At 58.9% G+C, this 21,090-nt stretch carries 17 protein-coding genes and 1 tRNA gene; 10 read left to right on the top strand and 8 right to left on the bottom strand.

The genetic code is table 11. The annotated features are described in order from the left end of the window. Window positions 1–220: 220 nt before the first annotated feature. From BUA94_RS14365 to BUA94_RS14345, 5 genes are all read left to right on the top strand, one after another. Window positions 221–574: a cyclophilin-like fold protein gene (locus BUA94_RS14365; RefSeq protein WP_073014020.1), complete on the top strand. Its 354-nt coding sequence runs from the start codon at window positions 221–223 to the stop codon at window positions 572–574. Between the two features lie 87 nt (window positions 575–661). Further along, a complete protein-coding gene (locus BUA94_RS14360) occupies window positions 662–1,804 on the top strand; it encodes a Gfo/Idh/MocA family protein (RefSeq protein ID WP_073014019.1) in 1,143 nt (380 codons plus the stop codon). Between the two features lie 31 nt (window positions 1,805–1,835). Next, complete coding sequence (locus BUA94_RS14355) at window positions 1,836–2,582, top strand: SDR family oxidoreductase (protein WP_073014018.1); 747 nt, start codon at window positions 1,836–1,838, stop codon at window positions 2,580–2,582. Window positions 2,583–2,633: 51 nt separating this feature from the next. Further along, a complete protein-coding gene (locus BUA94_RS14350; protein ID WP_073014017.1) occupies window positions 2,634–3,584 on the top strand; it encodes an alpha/beta hydrolase in 951 nt (316 codons plus the stop codon). A 94-nt stretch (window positions 3,585–3,678) separates the two neighbouring features. Beyond that, on the top strand, window positions 3,679–4,128 hold the full coding sequence (locus BUA94_RS14345) for a hypothetical protein (RefSeq protein WP_073014016.1): 450 nt from the start codon (window positions 3,679–3,681) through the stop codon (window positions 4,126–4,128). 22 nt (window positions 4,129–4,150) lie between these two features. Here the strand turns inward: BUA94_RS14345 and BUA94_RS14340 are convergent, their stop codons facing one another. From BUA94_RS14340 to BUA94_RS14330, 3 genes are all read right to left on the bottom strand, one after another. Then, window positions 4,151–4,675 carry a hypothetical protein gene (locus BUA94_RS14340; protein WP_073014015.1) on the bottom strand — a complete coding sequence of 175 codons (525 nt, stop codon included), beginning with the start codon at window positions 4,673–4,675 and terminating at the stop codon, window positions 4,151–4,153. 71 nt (window positions 4,676–4,746) lie between these two features. Continuing rightward, window positions 4,747–5,262 carry a hypothetical protein gene (locus tag BUA94_RS14335; RefSeq protein ID WP_073014014.1) on the bottom strand — a complete coding sequence of 172 codons (516 nt, stop codon included), beginning with the start codon at window positions 5,260–5,262 and terminating at the stop codon, window positions 4,747–4,749. A 685-nt stretch (window positions 5,263–5,947) separates the two neighbouring features. Then, entirely contained in the window at window positions 5,948–6,244 is a 297-nt protein-coding gene (locus BUA94_RS14330; RefSeq protein ID WP_235860604.1) for a helix-turn-helix domain-containing protein, read from the bottom strand. A gap of 34 nt (window positions 6,245–6,278) precedes the next feature. Here BUA94_RS14330 and BUA94_RS14320 point away from each other — a divergent pair, with 34 nt between their 5' ends. After that, complete coding sequence (locus BUA94_RS14320; protein ID WP_139251142.1) at window positions 6,279–7,208, top strand: hypothetical protein; 930 nt, start codon at window positions 6,279–6,281, stop codon at window positions 7,206–7,208. A 213-nt stretch (window positions 7,209–7,421) separates the two neighbouring features. Beyond that, window positions 7,422–9,359, top strand: a complete 1,938-nt coding sequence (locus tag BUA94_RS14315; RefSeq protein ID WP_084082040.1) for an AAA family ATPase — start codon at window positions 7,422–7,424, stop codon at window positions 9,357–9,359. A gap of 89 nt (window positions 9,360–9,448) precedes the next feature. On the opposite strand, the gene BUA94_RS14310 is transcribed toward BUA94_RS14315, so the two are convergent. From BUA94_RS14310 to BUA94_RS14280, 4 genes are all read right to left on the bottom strand, one after another. Continuing rightward, window positions 9,449–9,775, bottom strand: coding sequence for a hypothetical protein (locus BUA94_RS14310; RefSeq protein ID WP_139251141.1), 327 nt, complete (start codon window positions 9,773–9,775; stop codon window positions 9,449–9,451). 2,269 nt (window positions 9,776–12,044) lie between these two features. After that, a complete protein-coding gene (locus BUA94_RS14290; protein ID WP_073014008.1) occupies window positions 12,045–12,731 on the bottom strand; it encodes a site-specific integrase in 687 nt (228 codons plus the stop codon). Then, window positions 12,677–13,816: a hypothetical protein gene (locus BUA94_RS23610; RefSeq protein WP_175558046.1), complete on the bottom strand. Its 1,140-nt coding sequence runs from the start codon at window positions 13,814–13,816 to the stop codon at window positions 12,677–12,679. Before BUA94_RS23610 ends, BUA94_RS14290 begins: the two co-directional genes overlap by 55 nt. Window positions 13,817–14,105: 289 nt before the next feature. Next, window positions 14,106–14,179 (bottom strand) — tRNA-Gln (locus BUA94_RS14280). A gap of 1,396 nt (window positions 14,180–15,575) precedes the next feature. Here BUA94_RS14280 and BUA94_RS14270 point away from each other — a divergent pair. Beyond that, window positions 15,576–17,036 carry a Ppx/GppA phosphatase family protein gene (locus BUA94_RS14270; protein WP_456238932.1) on the top strand — a complete coding sequence of 487 codons (1,461 nt, stop codon included), beginning with the start codon at window positions 15,576–15,578 and terminating at the stop codon, window positions 17,034–17,036. After that, entirely contained in the window at window positions 17,033–17,755 is a 723-nt protein-coding gene (locus tag BUA94_RS14265; RefSeq protein WP_073014005.1) for an RlmE family RNA methyltransferase, read from the top strand. The genes BUA94_RS14270 and BUA94_RS14265 overlap by 4 nt, the downstream gene beginning before the upstream one ends. Before the next feature lie 106 nt (window positions 17,756–17,861). Here BUA94_RS14265 and BUA94_RS14260 read toward each other — a convergent pair whose 3' ends face one another. After that, window positions 17,862–19,292 (bottom strand): MFS transporter, encoded by a 1,431-nt coding sequence (locus BUA94_RS14260; protein WP_073014004.1) that lies wholly within the window; start codon window positions 19,290–19,292, stop codon window positions 17,862–17,864. Window positions 19,293–19,576: 284 nt separating this feature from the next. Between BUA94_RS14260 and guaB the strand changes: the two genes are divergently transcribed. Next, window positions 19,577–21,079: an IMP dehydrogenase gene (gene guaB, locus BUA94_RS14255; protein WP_073014003.1), complete on the top strand. Its 1,503-nt coding sequence runs from the start codon at window positions 19,577–19,579 to the stop codon at window positions 21,077–21,079. Window positions 21,080–21,090 lie beyond the last annotated feature (11 nt).

Genomic DNA, 21,090 nt, shown 5'->3' with positions numbered 1-21,090 from the left:
CGAAACGAGGCTCGAACAGAGATTCATGAGCCCGGTTCATGAGAGGCAGTGCAAGAAGAGGCCTTATCGTTTCCGCCTGATCGCTTAGATTGTGACCAGCGGAAGGGAGGAATACGAAATGTCAGTTTTCAAAACAGGTACAGTCATTCTGTCGTTCGCACTCCTTCTAGCTGGTCCGGATATTCCGGGAAATGCAACCGAACCAACGAGTGAGCCAGCTATGACCAGCATCAGGATAATCATCGAAGGCCAGGCGCTTCCGGCAACGCTTGACGACACGCCCGCTGGCCGGGATTTCGCGGCGCTTCTGCCTCTCGACCTGACGCTGACTGATTACCACGGCATCGAAAAGGTCGCGGACCTTCCCCGCGAGCTTGACACCACCGGTGCGCCGGCAAGCTACGCTCCGAAGACCGGAGACATCACGCTTTATGCGCCGTGGGGCAATCTGGCGATCTTCTATAAGCCGTTCCAGAGCTCTCGAGGCCTTGTCAGGCTTGGAGAGTTCGACGGACCGATCGATGCGCTGATCCGGAATGGAAGCTTTCACGTCCGCATCGAAGCCGCCGACTGACGCGCACTCAAATCATGAAGCACCGTCACGGACGATCAACCGATCGCTCCGACCGATGGAGCTCGATTAATTTTCGAGGAGTTACAAATGGAATTCAGGAAGCTCAATGTTGGAGTTGTCGGCCTGAAACCAGGGGAAAGCTGGGCAGCGGTAGCCCATGTTCCGTCCCTCAGGGCTCTTTCGGACGACTTCGTCATCGCCGGCGTTGCCAACAGCAGCCTTGAAAGCAGCAAGGCGGCAGCCGAAGCGCTTGGTATTCCGGTTGCCTATCCCGATGCCTTCACGATGATCGCCGACGATGACATCGACGTGATTGTCGTGACCATTACGGTGCCGCAGCATCTTGCGGTCGTGAAAGCTGCGCTTGAAGCCGGCAAGCACGTCTATTGCGAAGCCCCGCTTGGCAATGGAGCGGCTGAAGCGGAAGAAATGGCGGCTTTGGCGCGTGAGAAAAAGGTTGTTGCAATTGTCGGCCTCCAAGCACGCGTTGCGCCTGAAATCCTTTATCTGCGAAAACTGATTGAGGACGGATTTGTCGGCGAGGTGCTGGCTTCCGGTCTGGCCGCCTGGGGAGGAGGATGGGGAGCGAGCGCCAGTAACCTCAACCGCCTTGCCTATCTGCTGGACAAGAAGAACGGCGCGACCATGCTGACCATTCCGCTGGGCCACACGCTGGCTGCCCTGAGGGATGTGCTTGGTGACGTCGTCGAAGTTTCCGCGTTTCTGGCTAACCGGATCCCGGTCGTACGTAACGACGACGAGGGCGGAACCCTTCAAAAGACCGCTGAGGACCAGATTCTGGCATTCGCCAAGCTGGAAAACGGAGCGCCATTGTCCATTCACTACCAAGGTGGTGGCGCCAACGGCATTCCAGGACTTGCGTGGGACATTCATGGGACCGAAGGCGACATCCGCGTAACCGCACCCTTCGGACACGGACAGATGGCCCAGCTGTCGCTTTCTGGAGCAAAAGTCGGCGCCGGTGAGCTCGCACCGATCGAGGTTCCAGAGACCTTCCGTGAAAATCAGGTAGCCGATCCGATACCGGGAAACGTGACCCGGAACTATGCCCGTATGGCCCGCGATATCCGCACCGGAAGCTCGAGCGCGTCCACATTCGATGACGCGGTCGGCCTGCAACGCCTCATCGATGCATTCGAACAGTCTTCTCTCGCGGCGGCTCGCATCACTCTGACACCGACCAATCGAAAAATTCCGCTGCCGGAATAACACCGGCACTCAAGACCAAAAGGACAAAACCATGACCGATAACATCTCCGGAAAAGTCATCGTTATCACCGGCGCATCCAGCGGCATGGGCGAGGCCGCGGCGCGCCACCTCGCCGGTAAAGGCGCGAAACTTGTGCTCGGTGCCCGCCGTGCCGAACGGCTCGATGCGCTCGTGGCCGAGATTGCCGCCTCCGGCGGTGAGGCCAGGTCGGTGCCGACCGACGTCACCCGTCTCGAAGACGTCAAGTCACTCGTCGATGCGGCTGTCGACGGTTTCGGTAAGGTCGACGTCTTGATCAACAACGCTGGCATCATGCCGCTGTCACCGTTCGAAAGCCTGAAGGTCGACGAATGGAGCAACATGATCGACGTGAACATCAAGGGCGTGCTTCACGGTATCGCCGCGGTTCTGCCTCATATGAAATCGCAGAAATCCGGGCACGTCATCACGACGGCCTCCGTCGCAGCACATCTCATTTTTCCGGCATCGGGTGTCTACTCAGGAACGAAGTTCGCGGTCCGTGCGATCTGCGAAGGCTTCCGTCAGGAGGTCAAGGACTACAATATCCGGACAACGCTTCTGAGCCCCGGAGCGGTCAAGACAGAACTGCTCGATCACATCACCGACGAAGCCGTTCAGTCCGTCAACCGGGACTATGTCGGTCAGGTCGGCATTCCGGCGGATAGCTTTGCGCGAATGGCAGCCTTCGCCATCAGTCAGCCCGAAGACGTCGACGTCAACGAGATCATCTTCCGCCCAACCGCGCAGCAACTGTGATCGCCGCCCGGACTGCGAAGCCCAAACAATTTCTCACGAAGGGACCAGAAAATGGCCAGAGACAACTACATCTTCGACCTTTCGGACAAGGTCAACCGTACGCCGGTTTCCTACAGGACCCGGTATGGCATTGAAATTTCCGCGGACCTCTATCGTCCCGCCGACTTCGACGACACCAAAAGGTATCCTGCACTGATCGTCGGTGCGCCTTATGGCGGTGTAAAGGAGCAGGGGCCGGGGATCTACGCCAACGAGTTGGCTCAGGCGGGATACGCCGTCCTGACCTTTGATCCCGCTTACAACGGGTACTCGGAAGGAAAGCCGCATCATCTGTCGTCGCCGGATCTTTTCGTCGAGGACTTCATGGCGGGCGTCGACTTCCTCGGAACCAGGTCCTTCGTCGACCGGGCCAGGATCGGAGCGATCGGCATCTGCGGATCGGGCAGCTTCGCGCTCTCCGCCGCGCAGATCGATCCCCGTATCAAGGCAGTCGCTACGGTCTCGATGTACGATATTTCCCGCTATCACAAGAACGGGTTCGCGGACAGCATGTCGGCCGATGATCGTGCAGGTTTCCTGGCGTTCGTGGCGGAGCAGCGCTATGCGGACTTCCTAGGCGCGGCCCCTGGTATGAGCGATCGCGGGTCCCCTCTGGAATGGGACGCGGAAGCAAATCCGATTGGTGCGGAATTCGGCGAGTTCTATTCCCGGCCGCGCGGCTACCACCCGAACTCGATCACCCAGTTCACCATAACCAGCGCACCGAGCTGGATGAACTTCGCCCTGCTTGACAACCTGTCCTGGCTGAATGGCCGACCAGTGCTCATCGTCATGGGCGAAGAAGCACATTCCCGCTACTTCAGCGAAGATGTCTTCGGAGCCGCTCAGGAGCCGAAGGAACTATATGTCGTTCCGGGAGCCGGTCACGTCGACCTCTACGACAAGACCGATGTCATTCCCTTTGACAAGCTCCGGTCGTTCTTCGGCGAAGCACTAGCATAATCGAGACCTGATAGTTCGGCTTCCCTTGATCCCGTCAAATGTATGGGGTCGAGGGAATTCCTAGATTCAAGCGGTAACGCCGTTCCAGGGAGTAATGGGGGACTCGGTTCAGGGCAGGCGAACGGCGTTATTCATCAAGGTCGTCTTCCGGACTCCGGCGCCTCTGAAATTCCCAGCCGTCCTCGTAACGGTCAATCAGGACATCAATCGCCCGTGTGGATGCCTGTCGATCGAAGCCGCGTTCGACAAGCCGGTCGGTGACACGGCCCATGATTTCATTGAATGTGTCCCAATTGCCGACACGAGCCGTCTCCTGGACGAGGTAGAGAAACGTCGTCTCGGCAATATCGTCCCGGGAAGGGCGTCGAGCCTCTTTCTGACGTTGTCAGTATTCACGCTGACGTTCGGCTTTTTGGGCCTGACGTTGCTTGAGCGAAGGGCGCGGGGGCATGCAAGTTCCTGGGATATGAAACTGGACCTAGGTGAGAAGCCCCGCGGAAATTATTTCCGCGGGCTGAATGATGTGCCATGGGTGTCCCCATGAGCGGCGACCGGCCTTATACCTCTTACGCTGCGTCCTCATTTGTCGCGTGCGATGATCTTGACCTCTCCTGTGCGTGCTTCACGAAATCCGGAAGCTTGAAGACTGGCCGTGACAAAGGCTGCTCGGTGGCACCGTTGGCGACGCGAGTTTCGGTCTCCGGCGTTGTCTTCGACTGAGACCCTGGCTTCTTGCGTTTTGTTGGCGTCTTCGACTTTGCCAACTTCGGATTGTTCTTCTCCGAGGCCTGTGCAAATAGGGCTTGGATCTGCTCATCGTTCAATCCCTGCGCCCACTGGAGCTGCGGGATCACGGTCGTCTTCAGGAATTCCGGAGCATCGGTCGCCGGGACGTCTTCGAAGTACCTCAGAGAGTGCAATGTCGGCAGGAGCATGCTCCAGCCACCATCATTCTTTGGAGCCTCAAGGTTGAGGTGACCGATGGCATTTTGCCAGTAACCGTCGCGCTTGAAACTCCCAAGGGACGCCTTCAGCGTTTCATATGCCTCTTCGGCCTGGAGACGGACGGCCTCGCGGAGATCCTTCTTCACAAGCGCACGCCCGCGAAGCTTTGGCTCATAGGCGGAGACGACCTCAGTCAGAATGTGGGTCAGGAGATCCTTCAGACGTCCGGACCGGTCTTTTGAGACTTGAAGGGCATATTTTCGAAGCCCTTCAGTCCGGGGATGTTTTCGACGGACCGGTTTATCGCGTCCTTGGGCTCGACACTGTCGCCCTTGATGATCCGGGCTACATCTTCAACGCGCAGCTTCCGTCCAGCCTCGAACTCGACCAGGACGGCTTCGATGACGTCTCCATCCGCATGCGCCATCTGGAAAAGAGCTGTCGGCAGGATCGCCGAACTGATGCAGCGTGCCTTGAAGGGCTTCAAGAGCCGGAGGGACCGATAGTTCCGGGTGTGACGGCCGGAGTAGCCGAATTGGATCTCGAGCCAAGCTTCGCAAGCCTTGTCGTTGCCGACAACCTCCGCAACTTCATCGAAGTACTCGCCCAGCTCAAAGGCGCCCTCCGCATCCCTTTTCTTGTGCTGTTCGATCTTGCTGTTCAGAAGCGTGAGCCGCTTCCGTGTATTGCCATCCAACGCGTCGATATCAAATGCCTGGGCTTCCTTCGTCAAACTCTTCTCCTCGTCCGACCGTATCGCGCACACGCAAAGGTGGCGCTCAGGCATATTCGCTAGACAAGAAACTCAGCCTTCGCAATGAAATCCGGGTGACGTCGTTAAGAGTTTGTTCCGTGTAAAAATGTCTAAAATTCAACATATTAATATATTTTCTTCTATGTAGAAGTCGTGTGGACCCACTGCGAATCCTTGCTCGCATTGCGGGTAATCTGATTTGCTCAAGGACTCGCCGTTTCCGGGGTCGGCGATGACAACCGGGGAGCCAGGCGCGTTAGCAACCCGTTGGCGGCAAAGCCGCAAGGATTCGTGATCAATTCGTCGGCCTGGGGTCACGATGTCCCGCGAATCCTTGAACGCTCGTCTGGGCGCGCGCCTGTCCTCGTTTACGAATTTCGGGGGGGCATGTATCACATTGGGATTTTTGACGTCTGCCCGCGCATCACAACTGCCGTCACGATTTGAGCAAAGCGTGAACCTTCTTCAACTGAACGCCATCATGTCGAAGTGCCCGATGGTGCGAGGCACCACGAATTCGGCTCTTCAGGTCACGCCGTTCCCAGATGTATCGCTTTAGATCATCCCTGAATCGCACCGCGCGATCATTGAATCGATAGAGCGTAATTTGAATCCAGTCGCGAGAAATTGGCGCTGATGCATATCCGGTTTCGTGCAATTTGCGTCAATTGCCTGCGAGGTCAGTCAGACCTTCGCGCAATCCAATTCCCTGCGCACCGTCCATGAGAAACACAATACCGGCCGCTTCGAAAGTGCCCTGGATGTCCCGGAGGGTTCGGTCGAAGGGGATTGATTTCTCCTGCTCGAACGCCGCGATGGTCCGGCGAGCGCAACTGGCTCTTTCCGCCAGTTCATCCTGGGACCAGCCCAGCCACGCGCGCGCTGCCCGACACTGCTTTGCGTTTATCATTTGGTAACCATAAATCTGCTTCGAACTATCAACTCTGATCAAAATGTGCAATCTAAGGCCATCCAATCAGCTCGAAAGGAAGCCTATGCACAATCAGTACCTTAATGCCAGCGCACCCCATGTTTTCAACAAATCCGACGTGGATACCGGGACGAAAGGGCTCATTTTGCCCGTTGAGCTCTGTGAAGCGGTCGATCGATCCGTCGAAGAATGCTTTGCCAAGGAGTATCGCACCGATGAACTGCTTGGCGATGATTTCACCCAAATTCGTGGGCCGCTCGACAGCCTCTGCAAGCGCCATGGCTTTTTGCTCGAAGCTGCGATTGCACACGGATTTGCCGCACAGGGGGATCGCTTCGTGGTCTGGACGCAGGTTCCGGTGAGCGTTTCGAAAGCAGCAATCCTGCTTGTCGAAAACAATCCGCTGAAGTGCCTAGAGGGTCTTCATCTCCCGGTGTCCGACAGCCGCGTGAAGCAGGTGATCATCGACGTGCTGGTCTTCGATCGCCTGACGTCTCTCCTTCATGTGATTTCGGTGAAGCGGGGCGGGGGTGCTCAGGGTGGTCGTGCGGCCCGGGAGGCGAGGACGGATCTTCTCACCGCCGGATTGCTTCTGAAAAATCTGCTGCGGCAGCAGGGACGACCGGTTCGCGAGGTGAGCCAGGTACTTGTCGACTGGTATGGTCGCTCCGGAATTATCGCACGCAAGACCGTGACGCGTGAGACGGTTGACGAGCATTTTGGCGTGCCGATTGCAGCAATGGTCGACGCCATGTCTGCGCGCATGCAAGCAGCCATTGCCGATCGGATGGCGCCCCGTCTTCTCAAAGCAGTAGGGCGTGATGACCTTTCATCTGATGGTCGTTCCAATCAGGACGATGCTTATGGCGCCGACATTGGTCTGCCGGGTTTCGAGGAAGACCGGTCCCATTTGGGCTCTGCAAGCTTTGCTGAGTGTCTCTCGGTTCTTCCCCTCCGGCGCCAGGGACGACAGATGCGTCGGATCGGTAACTGATCAGCTGATCGAAATCGTCGCAGTCGGAGTCCTGTTCCCTAACCGGACCGGACGAGCTCCGGGTGCCCTGAACTTGCGATCCTGATAGCGCAGGCCGGATCAGGCCGGATCGCTGCTCCGTCTTCCTCCCAGTCTTTGCTGACCTTTCAACCCGTGGGCGTGTCGTCCGCGAGCAGGGGAAAGCTGTGTCCAGTTGATTTGAAAGGACCTGACATGTCTGATGTTCTTCGACACTACTTCCGCCGCGAAAAGCCGCGGTTTCACCAGTTTCTCGCTCATTGCGTCGTTCGTCGCGCACTTCGTGGTGTACCCGCAATGCACCGCTCTGATCCTCCGATCATCGGGATCGTTGCCGGCGATAATCCGCCGATCGACGAGATCCAAGATGCTCTGACGGTGATGCGCCTGCCGAACCTGGATTTTCTCAGGCAGCGGCACCCGGAGTCCCTGGCTGTATTCCTTGAATGCCCTCCGGCAGATGAGCGCAGACCACGGGAGCTCGAGCAGGCCCGTTCGGAATTCCTTCAGGCGATGAAGAGGAGGAAGGCAATTTTCGCGGTCGTGGAGTGCGAGGAGGATCTCCCGGACCTGTTTCGGATTATCGCCGATGCTATCGTTCATCTCGGAAACCCGACGCCGCAGCATATCCGCGCGGCCTTCAGATATTGTGTTGGCGTGGATGTCGGCCTTGATGAAGCTGAGGGGCTCACTGGCTATTCGCTCTTTGACCTGACCTTGGCAGCCTCCCGGGGAAAAGGCTGGCGTCGTGTTCTCCAGGCGGTGTCCGGAGAGACGGCGAATGATGAAAAGTCGGCCAGCAGGTTGGAGTTCCGTCTGGAGGATCTGGCTGGTCTTGGTGAGGCCGCAGACTGGGGCAGGGAGCTCGCGCGCGATCTTGGTGACTGGCGATCCGGCAAGCTGCCGTGGTCCGAGGTTGACCGTGGCGTCCTTGTTGCCGGGCCTCCGGGAACCGGCAAGACAACGTTAGCCAAAGCACTTGCGAACAGCTGTGGTGTTAACCTGGTGGCTACCTCGCTGGCTCAATGGCAGGCGGCAGGTCATCTCGGCGACCTGTTGAAGGCGATGCGCCGCTCCTTCGCGGAAGCAAGGAAGAAAGCGCCATGCATCCTTTTCATCGACGAGTTCGACGCTGTCGGGGACCGAGCGACGGCCCGCGGAGACAACGCGCTTTACACAATCGAGAAGATCAATGGTCTGCTGGAATGTCTCGACGGCATCGACGGTCGCGAGGGTGTCGTCGTGGTCGGAGCGTGCAATTACCCTAGCTTGATCGATCCGGCTCTGCTGCGTCCGGGGCGACTGGAGCGCACCGTCCGCATCCCGTTGCCGGATGCCGCCGCCCGGGAGCAGATCCTGAAATGGCATTTAAATGGCTGTCTCAGCAACGAGCCGATCCGGGATATCGCTGATAAGATGGAGGGCTTCTCTGGCGCGGATATCGGAAAGCTGGTGCGTGACGCCAGGAGGATCGCTCGCAGGAACAGCCGGGAACTGTGCCTGGCTGATCTGACCGTCCTTCTGCCGCAAAGGATTCGGTTTGATCCTGAGGACCTCAGACGCATGGCCGTGCACGAAGCAGGACATGCCGTCGTTCATGCTGCTGTTGGGGTCGGTGAAATTGTCCGGCTGTCGATTAATCCCGATTACGTGCCGGGTCGCTCTAATGGAGAAGCTGGAGCCCTTTCAATCCGGACCATGAAGCCGAAATGCAACACCCGCAGGGATCACGAGGCGCAATTGATGGTTCATCTGGCAGGCCTCGCGGCGGAGGAGCTCATCTTCGGCGCCTTTTCGGATGGTGGTGGTGGTGCGCCGCAGTCGGATCTTGCCTTCGCGACGCAACTGGCAACGGAGATGGAGGCAAGTGTTGGCCTGGGCGACAGTCTCGTCCAGCTCCTGAATTGCGGGTCCAACCGCGTGCCCGATCTTCTGCTGAGGGACCGTGGATTGCGTCGTCGTGTGGAGGAAACGCTGGAAGCGGCTTTCGAGGGCGCCCGGACAATTCTCGTTGAGAATGAAGCGACCCATCAGGCGCTGGTAGAGGCTCTACTGGAGCGTCATGACCTTAAAGGAATTGAGGTGCTGGAAATTATTTCCGGGGCCAAACAGCACTACCGGACCGCCATGTGATCGCTCCGGCTCGGCGAGGCAACCAAACGGGCAACAGAAGCAAGCGCCGGGGTTCGCCCCCGGCGGTGCTTGAAGGCTTGGAGCCGTATTCAAACGTTCATGAGATCCTGAACGTCGGAGCAGATGGACGCTGCCAGAAGACGCACCGGACGAGAAACCGGCGCACGAGCAAGTTCGGAAGACAGCAGACCGAACTTTTCCATCAGGGCGTCAACCGACTTGGCCTTCGCGAGAGCCACGGACTGGATCGCGCGATGCTCGCGTTCGATCAATTCGTTGCTGGCATCGTCCTCAAGCGGAAGGTCGGGATCGTAGAGCTGTTCCCGGATTGCAAAGAGCTTCGCCAGCGCGCGATCGACCGCCCGATGGTCGGAGCTCAACTGCTGGGCGGTCATGGTGTCTACATGGATAGTCAAAAAAGTGTCCCTTCCGCTGGCTGTTTGCCGGTTGCACGCGGAATTGCGTGCATCGTCAGATCAATTTCCGACATTGGCGTCGAAGTCGGCGGAACCTGGCACATCCTGAGGAAAGCGTCCGGAGGCAAAACGATCGCATCGTTAACAGAACGCGATCGGGAAGGCAGGCGACCTGCATGTCCACTGGATAGGATACTTTTGGCTGGGCTTGGGGGGATGCCCTAGAATGAGCAATTTGGAGCTGGGAGTTGACTGGCGACTCTAGGAAGTTCCGTCACTTGAGCCGAAATTCGTCAGAGCAATTTCTGCGGTAGGATTCGGCCAGAGCTGCTTGTTGAGAACACCCTGCACGCTGCAATGCAGCTTCCGTATAGCGGAGACAGGCTGTAGGCTGATCAAAAGTGAGGTGTTGTGATGAAAGATCGAATAATGGGCAGCCTGATTGGAGGAGCTATCGGCCTCCTTCTGGGGGCTGGTACCGGCATCGTTGGCGGACCGTTTGGAGCGACCGCTGGCGTATCAGTCTTCACAGCAATAGGTGTCGGCTGGGGATGGAGTGCGGGGCCTGATATCGCTCGGACCGTTCGACGTTGGTGCAGGAAGTGACTGCCCGAAGCCGACCTTCGCGCCAGGCGCGGCAGATGATCGCTTCCAGCCCCCAAGCCGCCGTACCTTGTCGGCAATTAGAAAAGCAGCTTCTGTTCGCTGCGGCATGAAACAGACGGTAGCTCAGCGGAATCACCGACCGCACAGATTTGAAGTACCAGCAGCAAGGGTGAATGCAAAACTCAGAAGGAAGTAGCCAGATCCCCTTGAAATATGCGTGGCCAGCGAACTCTGCAGCGAAAGCAGCGGCGGCTCGCGAGAATGGCCGCAAAGATGGCAGACCGCGCCATTGGGCCTGAGGTGCATGCAGCCGCCTCTCCCAAATGAGGGAAACGGCGGTCCTTTTGGGAACAGTTATTCGCCGAGGTTACCCACGGCGCTTTGCCCGCTTTCCGTGAGGAAATAGCAGGTGTTTCGAGAAAATGAGCGAAGCACTGGTGACTTATCCAGGTCCGCAGCAGTTGTGCCCATTGGGCATGCAGGAACATTCATAAAGCGGTACCCCTTGTCACCCATACACTGAGCAAAAGCTTGGACCCTCAGTCCCGCATTTGCATCGGATGTGTACGTCTGACCACCATATGCGTCGCCACCTGTGGAGTTGCAGAATGTCTGCGTACCAATTTGATTGCACTGCGTCTGAACCGGCGTGGTATAAGATGGGGTTGTTTGAATAACCATTTGCTGCGGAACTCGCTGAGCCGCTTCGATTTGGCAATCAGTAACGGATCTCTGCGTTTCAGCCGGAGTAGTACCAGCTTTATAGGGGAAATTCTGTATCGGTTGACCCGCCTTGTACCTATCGTATGGCGTCTGCGGCGCACACCCAACCAATGCCGAAACAAGTACTGCTAGTCCGAGTATAGAATGTATTCTTACAGGCGACCTCATGATTTTAATAAGAAACCCATGACAGACATTGAGGTTTGCCGCCATTCCGAGGATGAAGAAATCCACCTCTGTGGTCCGGCAGATACGACTATGCCCGCGCCATGCAGACACGATCTCAAGTCGTCGATGACACTGCTGTTATGACCAGCTTGTCAAAGCCAATTCTTGTGACCTGAGAGACCGCACCATCTAGGCTCTTAAACTGCCTAGGTTCGTACGGATTTCTCGCACTACAAAGAACGACTGGTTCCCCGCTCCACTCAGCCGCTCGGCCAAAGAATTGAATGATGTAGCCGTGTTCACCTCTCACTATATCTGCACGATCGATCATTCCTTTCTCGATCCGCAGTTTGACCATTGCTTCCAGTACAAGGTTGGTACCGTTGATGCCCGATATCATATGATGAACCAATATCCGCTCTTGATACGATAATTGATATCGTATCAAGAGCGGATAAGTCAAGTGCAGCCAGAAGGGAGGCCAAGAGGGCGCAGCGCCTGCGGCGCAATGGCAATTAGCGGAGCGGCTCGCAGAGGATTGCCTAGCTAGAACATCGAGTACGGGTCGTCCGGACGACTTTGCAGCAGCCGAAATTGCGCAATCTCTGTCATTCGTCCAAGACGCAGCGAATGTCGGCTCTCCGCCCTATACGTGCATTCACTAAGTTCGCAACGAACGGCAGTTTTCAGGATAAGCCCGAGCGTCGGCGAGTGACCGAATAGGCGGTACAAAGCCGTTGTGCTCTAGGAACAACCGCAGCCACTCTGCCAGCTATGTCCGCTTACCCCTCAAGCCCCGTTTCACGTCGAGATCCTCAAACCACGGCGCAGGCTCTTTTGCCTCAACGAAGCTCAGTAGCCGGATCGGCTTTGGTTCCAGATGCCCGGTCACGACCGGATATCGTGACAGGAGATCCTTGAGGAGCGGGAGCCCGGCCGGGTTTGTGTAGCGAATGGCTGTTTGGCTGGCGCCGTCGCGGCCCTGAATGTCTTCAATCAGTTCCGGAGAGACCCCGTTCTGCTTCAGAGTATCCGCATGCCCGTGGCGAAGCGCATGAAGCACTCGGATCCACTGCGGGCCGCCGTTTGCAGCGTTGGCAATGAACAGCGGGCTGAAATTCTTGTAGAAGCGATCGCCCGGATCGGCATTCTTGCGATCGAACGGATTGCAGAGTTCGGGAAAGAGCTGTCGATAGCCGAGCGACCGGACCTTTTCGATATAGCCCAGAAATCCCAGGCGGAGCATCTCGGGAGGAACTGGGAGCAAGCGGGCGGATTGTGGCGTCTTGAGACCGCGGATTTCATTGCTCTTGATATCGAATGCCCATCCTGACGCCGTCTCGACCACTTCGTCGACCATCAGTCCGGCAGCCTCGACCCGGCGCATGCCGAGGTAGACGAGGATCATCGGGAGAAAGTAGAGCGAGTTGTGGATGGTCTCGCCGCCGGACAAGTCCATTTCGACTTCCGAGGCGCAGCCCGAAACGTCTGAAGGTTGCTCAGGTGCTTGCGGATCGTCTGTGAGCCAAGACCGACCCTGGCGCCGCTGTCATCGTCCGCATCCTCAAGCATTTTCTGGCCCAGGGCGCGGAGTTCCGGCACCGACAAAACCCTCAGTCTTGAGCTCTGGCCATAATTGGTCGGAACAAGGCTGAAATAGTCGCGCAGGGCAGCCAGATGGGCCTGACGGATCTGGCCGGAGTGCTCAACACCATTTTCGACCAGGATGTCGATGAACATCCGGACGACAACACCGACATCACTCGCGGTTTCCGGTCTCCATTCCTTGCGCTTGTTGCGTCGAAGAATGTCAAATTTCTCGAGGAAGTCGGCGACAGGCAGATTTGCAGGACTTTCATCGGCGACGATTTCCCCGTCTTCGATCATCTGGGGTTCAACCGTCTGGGGCTCTGGCGTGGCGGGCAAAGCCTCTTGCGGAGCAGCGACATGAACCGGCGCGGGTTCCGGCACAGGCTGAAGCGAAAGAAGCTCATCGCAAGAGATTGGATCGCGTGCGATTGTCTCAGGGTGCGCTCTTTTAGTCTGCGGATACAGCGACTGCGTGTTGAGGAGAACGTCGGCCTTGGCACGGAAGATCTCGGTCCGGGCCCGCTCGATATTGAGCCTTGTGACGTCGAGGCCGACGTCGCCCATTTCATATTTCAGAGGTTTTTCGAACAGGAGTGTGCGCGCGAACTGCCGCTCCTGTCGGAAGGTCTCCGCAATGACCGGAATAAAGTCGTCCGGGACACCGTGCTGGAGGAGGTACTGTCGTCCAGGGCAATCGACGTCGAACGACAGATCAAGCGCAGTTCCAAAGACCTCAAGCAGGCGGAACGCCCAGCCATTCATCAGGTCTGCTTCGAGATGATAAGACTGGTGACTGGTGCCGGTCGCTTTCGACGCGGTGACGAGATCGTCCATCATCTCGTTCATGCGGTCGATTTCCGCCTTGAACAGCACCTTCAGAGCGTCTTGTTGTGATGTCCTCAAGTTCCGTCGAAACCTCATTTCCGCGAGCATGGTGTTCAGGCGGCGTGCCATGAACCGTGCCCGGTGGTGATCCGATTGTCTCAGGCTGAATGACAGCTTCTGGTTAAGGTCGGATTGAGAAAGGGTGATCGGGAGGCGAGGGCGCCAGTACCAGATGTTCCCGCGGCGCAGGAGATTTTGAACGTCATGTCGACGAGCCATAGCCCAGTATCCTTGAGCCAGACGGCGCTCATGGGCACCACGTCTGGGGACCAGTTTTGGGCATCACTTGGACAAAACGACTGAGAATGCGGACTCTTTGATCCGATTATCTCAATTATATCAATACCTTGGAAAAAATTGGCTGGGGAACCTGGATTCGAACCAGGACTAACGGAGTCAGAGTCCGTGGGTCTACCGTTAACCTATTCCCCAATAGGAAACGCCGAGGCGTTCGGTGGATCTTGTTTTGTGGGCTGGTTGGCCAGAAAACAATGTGATCCGTGCCGCCAGTGCGCTGCGCTCCGGCGTTGGAAGGGGGTATACATCCAAGTCGGCTCAGGATGCAACAGGGGCGGTGACATTTTCTCTCCGGTTTTTCACAGCTTGTTTGAAAACGCCGCCAAGAGCTTGAGAAATCGGCGGTTCTTTCGCAGTTCTTATATCTGGCAGAAGGCTGGTGCTTGTTGCGTCCAAGTGCAGCGACGAATGCAAAACATGCCGGAGTGCTTTCGAAACGCGCCTCATGCGGCTTCGGAGATTCTGCGTTTCTGGCGAAGGGGGCCGCAACCGCGTCCGAGATTCAAACCTGATGCTTATGAGGGATGCAGTTTTTCACGCGTGGCAAGATGACTAGGCGGTGAATGAACGAGGTCGGGCAGGAGATGCATGGAAGGCGCGTCCTCATTGCCCGTTCATGCCCAGACGGCATCTTGAAATTTGTGTGCGGACCAGCGTCTGTTGGGCGAGGATCCGGCAGCAAGTCCACCGTCTGAGCTGCACTGGTTGCTGATCGGTCTGGAAATAGTCCGGTTCGAATGACCGTGGCTGGTGTTCCTCTGCCCGAACAAGAGCGGAGGGGTCTTCTTCGCTTTGCTGGCAAAAGCAAATACCGGTCGGGCAATTCCTTGGCCACGACGTCAACACTTGGGCAATTGCGCCGTTCTGGCCATGTTCTGGCCCAAGGGTGCTATCCCTTTGGCGGGCAACCTGATACACTTTCGTCAACGATAAGTTTGTGCGCCGAAGCTGGCTGAAATGGCCGCTTCCGGGCGCCGAAAGGTGAAACGTGACAGAATCAGGACAGGAACCGCCCGCAACCGGGCGCGGATCCGCTGAACTGTCCGCAAGGGGTCTGTCCGTCAAGGGACGGGCCTCCTCCAAGCGCCGCCGCCGGAAGCAGCGCGGCAGCCAGACGCCCGGAAACCGTCAGGGATCCGGACCGGAAAACGGCCACACGCCCGAAAACCGTCTCATTCAGGCGGAGAGGGGCGGCGCCAAGGCCAGAAGTTCCGGTGGGCAGGAGAGCGGGCAGATTGGCACAGGTGAACCGGGTGGGCAGCCATCAGGCGGCCGCGATGCAACCGGTGCCGGGCAGTCTCCAGCCGGAGCGTCCCAGTCCGCTGGCGGCGGAAACCTTGGTTCATCCTCGAAATCCAGCCGGAAAAACCGTAAGCGCCGGGGCAAGCGTCCCGGGCAGCAAGCTGGTGCCTTGGCCGCCCGTCCGGGCAATGGTCAAGAGACTGAGGACTCGCTAGCCGCCGCTTATGGAGCGGCGGGAACTGAGCCTGCGTCAGAGGGCAGTGGCAAATCCAAACGCCGGCGTGGACGGCTGGGGGCCAAGGCTGCTCTCGCCCGCAAGGGCGGACGGCGGCCAGACCCGTCTGCCAATACCCGGTATGGTTCTCAGGCTGTGTCAGGTCATCAAGCGCCTCTTGATCCGTCTTTTTCTGGCGCTGAACAAATCCAGCCATCCGCTGGTATGGACCATCATGAAGAGGGCCGTTCTGGTGGCCGCCGCCGGGGACGCCGCCGCAAGGTGGATCCCGCGCGGGGGCATTCTGCGGCAGGCAGCCGGCCAGCCCTTGAGGGTGGCGTAAGCGAAACCGGCGCATCCGTGGCAGACAACCAGGCTGCAGCCGTTCAGTCGGATCATTTTCAGCCCGGCAACGTTCAGCCTGATCCTGGGCATGATACGCGCGGGTTCCCGGCGCGGCTGCCGTCTGCGCCCTATGCCGGTGCCCGGTCGCACTCTTCAAGGTCTGGTCCGCTTTACGCGGCGCTGGATCTTGGAACCAACAATTGCCGCCTGCTGATTGCCCGTCCGGAAGAACGCGGCTTCCGGGTGGTGGACGCCTATTCCCGCATCGTCCGGCTCGGCGAAGGGGTTGGGGCCAGCCGCCGCCTGGGCGAACCGGCCATGGAACGCGCCATCGAGGCGCTGGCCAATTGTCACCGAAAGCTGCTGGAGCGCGGCGTCGAGCGGTCCCGGCTGATTGCCACGGAAGCCTGCCGTGCGGCCGAAAACGGCGATGAGTTCATTGCCCGGGTAAAGTCGGAGACTGGTCTGGCGCTGGAAGTGGTCAACCGGGAGACAGAAGCCCGGCTGGCGGTGGCCGGGTGCGTGTCGCTTGTGGATCAGGATGCCGAAGGGGTGATCCTGTTCGATATCGGCGGCGGCTCGTCGGAAATCGTCTGGCTGGACCTCAGGAACCGGTGTGGGGCGCGGGGCTTTGCCCTGACGCGCTTCATCCGCGCCTGGACTTCCTTGCCGGTAGGCGTCGTCAATCTGGCCGAGCGTCATGGCGGCGTTGACGTGACCCACGAGGTGTTCGAGGCCATGGTTGCCGATGTGGCCTCTCATCTCCAGACATTCGATCTCGGGGATGAGCTGACGGCCGCAATTGCAGGCGGCGGCGTCCATATGCTGGGCACGTCCGGCACGGTCACGACCCTTGCGGGCGTGCATCTGGGACTCAAGCGCTATGACAGGCGCAGGGTCGATGGAGCCTGGCTTGAGAATGATCAGGTCAGCGCCATGATTGATCACTTGCGCGAAATGCCGTACGACCAGCGGGTCGAGAACCCCTGTATCGGCGCAGACCGTGCCGATCTCGTGCTCGCCGGCTGCGCAATATTGGAAGCAATCCGCCGCCGCTGGAGCTGTTCGCGCCTCAGGGTCGCGGACCGGGGGCTCCGCGAAGGTATTCTGACGGAACTGATGGCCGCAGATGGTGTCTGGTCGAGACGGACCGGCCCGCGCAGGCCCAGCCGCCAAAGAGGCAGAAAATGAGCCGTTCAAGCAAGGGATCAGGTGACCGCGGTCTTCACGTCAAGGTGAAGACGGCCGCCCGCCGCCGAGAATCCTCCACTCGCTGGCTGGAACGCCAGCTGAATGATCCGTATGTCCGCCGCGCAAAGCAGGAAGGTTTCCGCTCGCGTGCGGCCTTCAAGCTGATCGAGATCGACGACAAGCACAAGCTCTTGAAGCCGGGCTACCGGGTCGTCGACCTTGGAGCGGCCCCTGGCGGCTGGTGCCAGATCGCCGTGGACCGGGTGAAGTCCAAGCCGGAGGCGCCGAAGGTCGTCGGGATCGATTATCTGGAAATGGATCACATTCCGGGCGTGACTTTCCTTCAGAAGGACTTTCTGGATGATGATGCGCCGGATGCGCTGGTCGAGGCGCTCGGCGGCAAGCCCGATGTGGTGCTGTCCGACATGGCTGCGCCCACCACGGGGCACCGGCAGACGGACCACCTCAGGACGACTCATCTCTTCGAGGTCGCAATCTACTTCGCCCAGCAGAACCTGGTGCCTGGCGGATCGTTCCTGGCCAAGGTCTTCCGTGGTGGCACGGAGAATGCGCTGCTGAACGAGCTGAAGCGCGATTTCAAGACCGTGGCGCATATCAAGCCGCCTGCAAGCCGCAAGGAAAGCCCGGAGCTCTATGTGATCGCCAAGGGGTTCCGTGGCCGTCCGGAAGACCGGCTGGGCGACGACGAGGAAGAGTGATCCTTGTCTTCAAAGGGGATGCCTTGACATCGGCAGGGCATCTTACTCCAGTGAACTTATGAAAAAGGCGCGTTCCGGAATTCCCCGGACGCGCCTTTTTTCTTTGTCAGGTTCTTGGATCTGATGGCGGCCGCGCTTCTCCGCCTGCGGTCGCGGCATGGCCGGAGACTGCATGACCGGCCTTGGCTTCCAGGCTTGCGAAGGAGAAGACGGAGAGCATCATGATGCTGCCGACCAGCAGGAAGGCCAGGTCATAGACGCCTCCGGTCTCGGTGCTGGCGCCCGTCAACCCCGGCAGGAACTGCAAGGACAGGGCAGCGATCGTGACCCCCATGGACAGGGACAGCTGCTGCGCCATGGCGGAAAAGCCTGTCGCCCGGCTCATCTGCCGTTCGTCGAGATCCGCGAAGCCGAGCGCGTTCAGGGCGGTGAACTGCAGCGAGCGGAAGAAGCCGCCGGTGAAGAGGATGAAGATCATCAGGAAAGCTGGCGTGGCGCTGTTGAAGGCTGCGCAGACGGCAATCGAGCAGGAGGCCAGCACCGCATTCCAGATAAGTACGGTGCGGAACCCCAGCCGGGACAGGGCGCGGGGGGCTGCGAATTTCATCGCAAGAGCACCGGCTGCCGCCGCAAAAGTGATGCCACCGGAGGCCAGGGCGGACTTGCCGAAGGCTTCCTGCAGCATGAGCGGCAGCAGGAAGGGAATGGCGCCGATGCCGATCCGGAACAGCGAACCGCCAATGATCGACACCCGGAAGGTCGGCACTTTCAGTAGCCGGATGTCGATGATCGGTGCGGGGTGCCTCAGGGCGTGGCGGATATAGAAACCGGTGATCGCAAGGCCAAGGGCAATCAGAATATAGCCATAAGGGCCCATATCCCTGGCGTGGGGCGCAAGTTCCAGACCGAAGAGAATGCCGGCAATACCCGCGGCCGAGAGAAGGAAACCGGCCTTGTCGAATTTCGGAACGTCCTGAGCCTTGATGTTCTCGAAATAGATTGTCGCCATGACGATGCCGATGATGCCGATGGGGACATTGATCCAGAAGATCCAGGGCCAGCTGGCATAGGTGACTAGAAAGCCGCCAAGCGGCGGGCCGACCACCGGGCCGATCAGAGCCGGAACGGACACCCAGGTCATGGCCTGCACAAGCGAGGATTTGGGAACGGACCGCAGCAGGGCAAGACGGGCAACGGGCAGCATCATTGCGCCGCCGATGCCTTGCAGGAAGCGCATGGCGACAAGCCAGGGTAGGGAGGTCGCCGCTCCGCAGCCGACGGATGCCCCGATGAACACCGCAATGGCCAGACGGAACACCGTGCGCGTGCCGTACCGGTCCGCCAGCCAGCCGCTCATGGGCATGAAGACGGCAAGGGCGATCAGATAGGAGGTGAGGGCCAGATGGAGCCGGACCGGGTCCATATCGAAGGAGCGGCCAATGGAGGGAAGTGCCGTGCTGAGGACCGTGGAGTCCAGATTCTGCATGAACAGCGCACAGGCGACGATGAGGGCAATCAGGCGTTGGCGGGAGGTCAAGGAAACGAATCCGGTTTGGAATAGCTCTCTTATAGCGCGAATTGGGGCGGGAGCCGGGCGTGCTTGCGTATATTTACGCATTACGCGCTGAAAGAGAGTGTCAAATTGTATCAGGAAGGCTTTCCACCGCCTGCCTCACGAAATTCCTCCACACGGGCTTTCCATCCTGTCACCTGCATGTTATTGACCCGCGCCAACTTCTCCGGCACAGCCGAAACGACTCGTTGGATGCAAAGGGCTCTCTTTTGCGTCCCGAACCAGCATTCTTTTTAGGGGAATTGGCAATGGCTTCATTCTACGTTCCGTCCACCGGTCACGAAGCGCTGACCTTCGATGACGTCCTGCTGATCCCCGGTCATTCCGAGGTCATGCCGGGTCAGACCGACCTGCGCACGCGCGTCACCAATACTCTTGAACTGAACATTCCGATCCTGTCCTCTGCCATGGACACGGTCACCGAAGGCCGCCTGGCGATCGCCATGGCACAGGCCGGCGGTATCGGCGTCATTCACCGCAATCTCAGCCTCGACCAGCAGGCCGAAGAAGTGCGCAAGGTGAAGAAGTTCGAATCCGGCATGGTGGTCAATCCGCTCGTCATCGGACCGGATGCGACCCTCAAGGATGCCCTGGACCTGATGGAGCGCTTTGGCATCTCCGGCGTGCCGGTCGTCGAAAACGGTGGCGCAGGCGGTCAGATCACCGGCCGTCTGGTCGGTATCCTGACCAACCGCGACGTCCGCTTCGCCTCCAACCCGGAACAGCGCGTCTATGAGCTGATGACCCGCGAAGGCCTGGTCACCGTTTCTGACAATGTCAGCCAGGAAGAAGCCAAGCGCCTTCTGCACCATCACCGGATCGAAAAGCTGCTGGTTGTCGACAAGGACCAGAACTGCATCGGCCTGATCACCGTCAAGGATATGGAAAAGGCCAAGCTGAACCCGAATGCGTCCAAGGACAGCCAGGGCCGCCTGCTGGCAGCTGCCGCGACCAGCGTTGGCGATGAAGGCTTCGAACGGGCCGTCCGCCTGATCGACGCAGGTGTCGATCTCGTTGTCGTCGACACCGCCCATGGCCACTCTGCCCGCGTTCTGGAAATGGTGAGCAAGGTCAAGGGCCTGTCCAATGCCGTTCAGGTTCTGGCAGGCAATGTCGCGACCCCGGAAGCCACCAAGGCCCTGATCGATGCCGGGGCGGATGCAGTCAAGGTCGGCATCGGACCGGGCTCCATCTGCACCACTCGTATCGTTGCCGGCGTTGGCGTACCGCAGCTGACCGCCATCATGGAAGCTGCCAACGAAGCTGCCAAGCACGGCATTCCGGTGATCGCCGATGGCGGCATCAAGTATTCCGGTGACCTTGCCAAGGCGATTGCAGGCGGTGCTTCCGCTGTCATGATCGGCTCCCTGCTGGCCGGTACGGAAGAAAGCCCGGGCGAAGTCTATCTGCACCAGGGCCGGTCCTATAAGTCCTACCGCGGCATGGGCTCCGTCGGCGCCATGGCACGCGGCTCGGCAGACCGTTACTTCCAGGCGGAAGTGCGCGACACGCTGAAGCTCGTTCCGGAAGGCATCGAAGGTCAGGTTCCCTACAAGGGTCAGTTGTCCAGCGTTCTTCATCAGCTTGCGGGTGGCCTGCGCGCCGCAATGGGCTATGTTGGTGGCAAGACCATTGAGGACTTCCAGGAGAAGGCCCGCTTTGTCCGGATTTCCGGTGCCGGTCTGCGCGAAAGCCACGCACATGACGTGACGATCACGCGGGAAAGCCCGAACTATCCGACCAATCTGTAATTGATATCATA

The sequence above is a fragment of the Roseibium suaedae genome (genome assembly GCF_900142725.1).
GTDB lineage: Bacteria > Pseudomonadota > Alphaproteobacteria > Rhizobiales > Stappiaceae > Roseibium > Roseibium suaedae.
The sequence above is the reverse complement of the archived record's forward strand: the minus strand, read 5'-3'. Positions and strand labels throughout refer to the sequence as shown.

Bases quoted from the DNA above. Each gene is read 5' to 3' on its own strand.
- BUA94_RS14320 (WP_139251142.1), top strand. From the start codon at position 6,279: ATGCACAATCAGTACCTTAATGCCAGCGCACCCCATGTTTTCAACAAA.
- BUA94_RS14350 (WP_073014017.1), top strand. From the start codon at position 2,634: ATGGCCAGAGACAACTACATCTTCGACCTTTCGGACAAGGTCAACCGT.
- BUA94_RS14265 (WP_073014005.1), top strand. From the start codon at position 17,033: ATGAGCCGTTCAAGCAAGGGATCAGGTGACCGCGGTCTTCACGTCAAG.
- BUA94_RS14290 (WP_073014008.1), bottom strand. From the start codon at position 12,731: ATGGACTTGTCCGGCGGCGAGACCATCCACAACTCGCTCTACTTTCTC.
- guaB (WP_073014003.1), top strand. From the start codon at position 19,577: ATGGCTTCATTCTACGTTCCGTCCACCGGTCACGAAGCGCTGACCTTC.
- BUA94_RS14345 (WP_073014016.1), top strand. From the start codon at position 3,679: ATGGGGGACTCGGTTCAGGGCAGGCGAACGGCGTTATTCATCAAGGTC.
- BUA94_RS14365 (WP_073014020.1), top strand. From the start codon at position 221: ATGACCAGCATCAGGATAATCATCGAAGGCCAGGCGCTTCCGGCAACG.
- BUA94_RS14315 (WP_084082040.1), top strand. From the start codon at position 7,422: ATGTCTGATGTTCTTCGACACTACTTCCGCCGCGAAAAGCCGCGGTTT.
- BUA94_RS14355 (WP_073014018.1), top strand. From the start codon at position 1,836: ATGACCGATAACATCTCCGGAAAAGTCATCGTTATCACCGGCGCATCC.
- BUA94_RS23610 (WP_175558046.1), bottom strand. From the start codon at position 13,816: ATGGCACGCCGCCTGAACACCATGCTCGCGGAAATGAGGTTTCGACGG.
- BUA94_RS14360 (WP_073014019.1), top strand. From the start codon at position 662: ATGGAATTCAGGAAGCTCAATGTTGGAGTTGTCGGCCTGAAACCAGGG.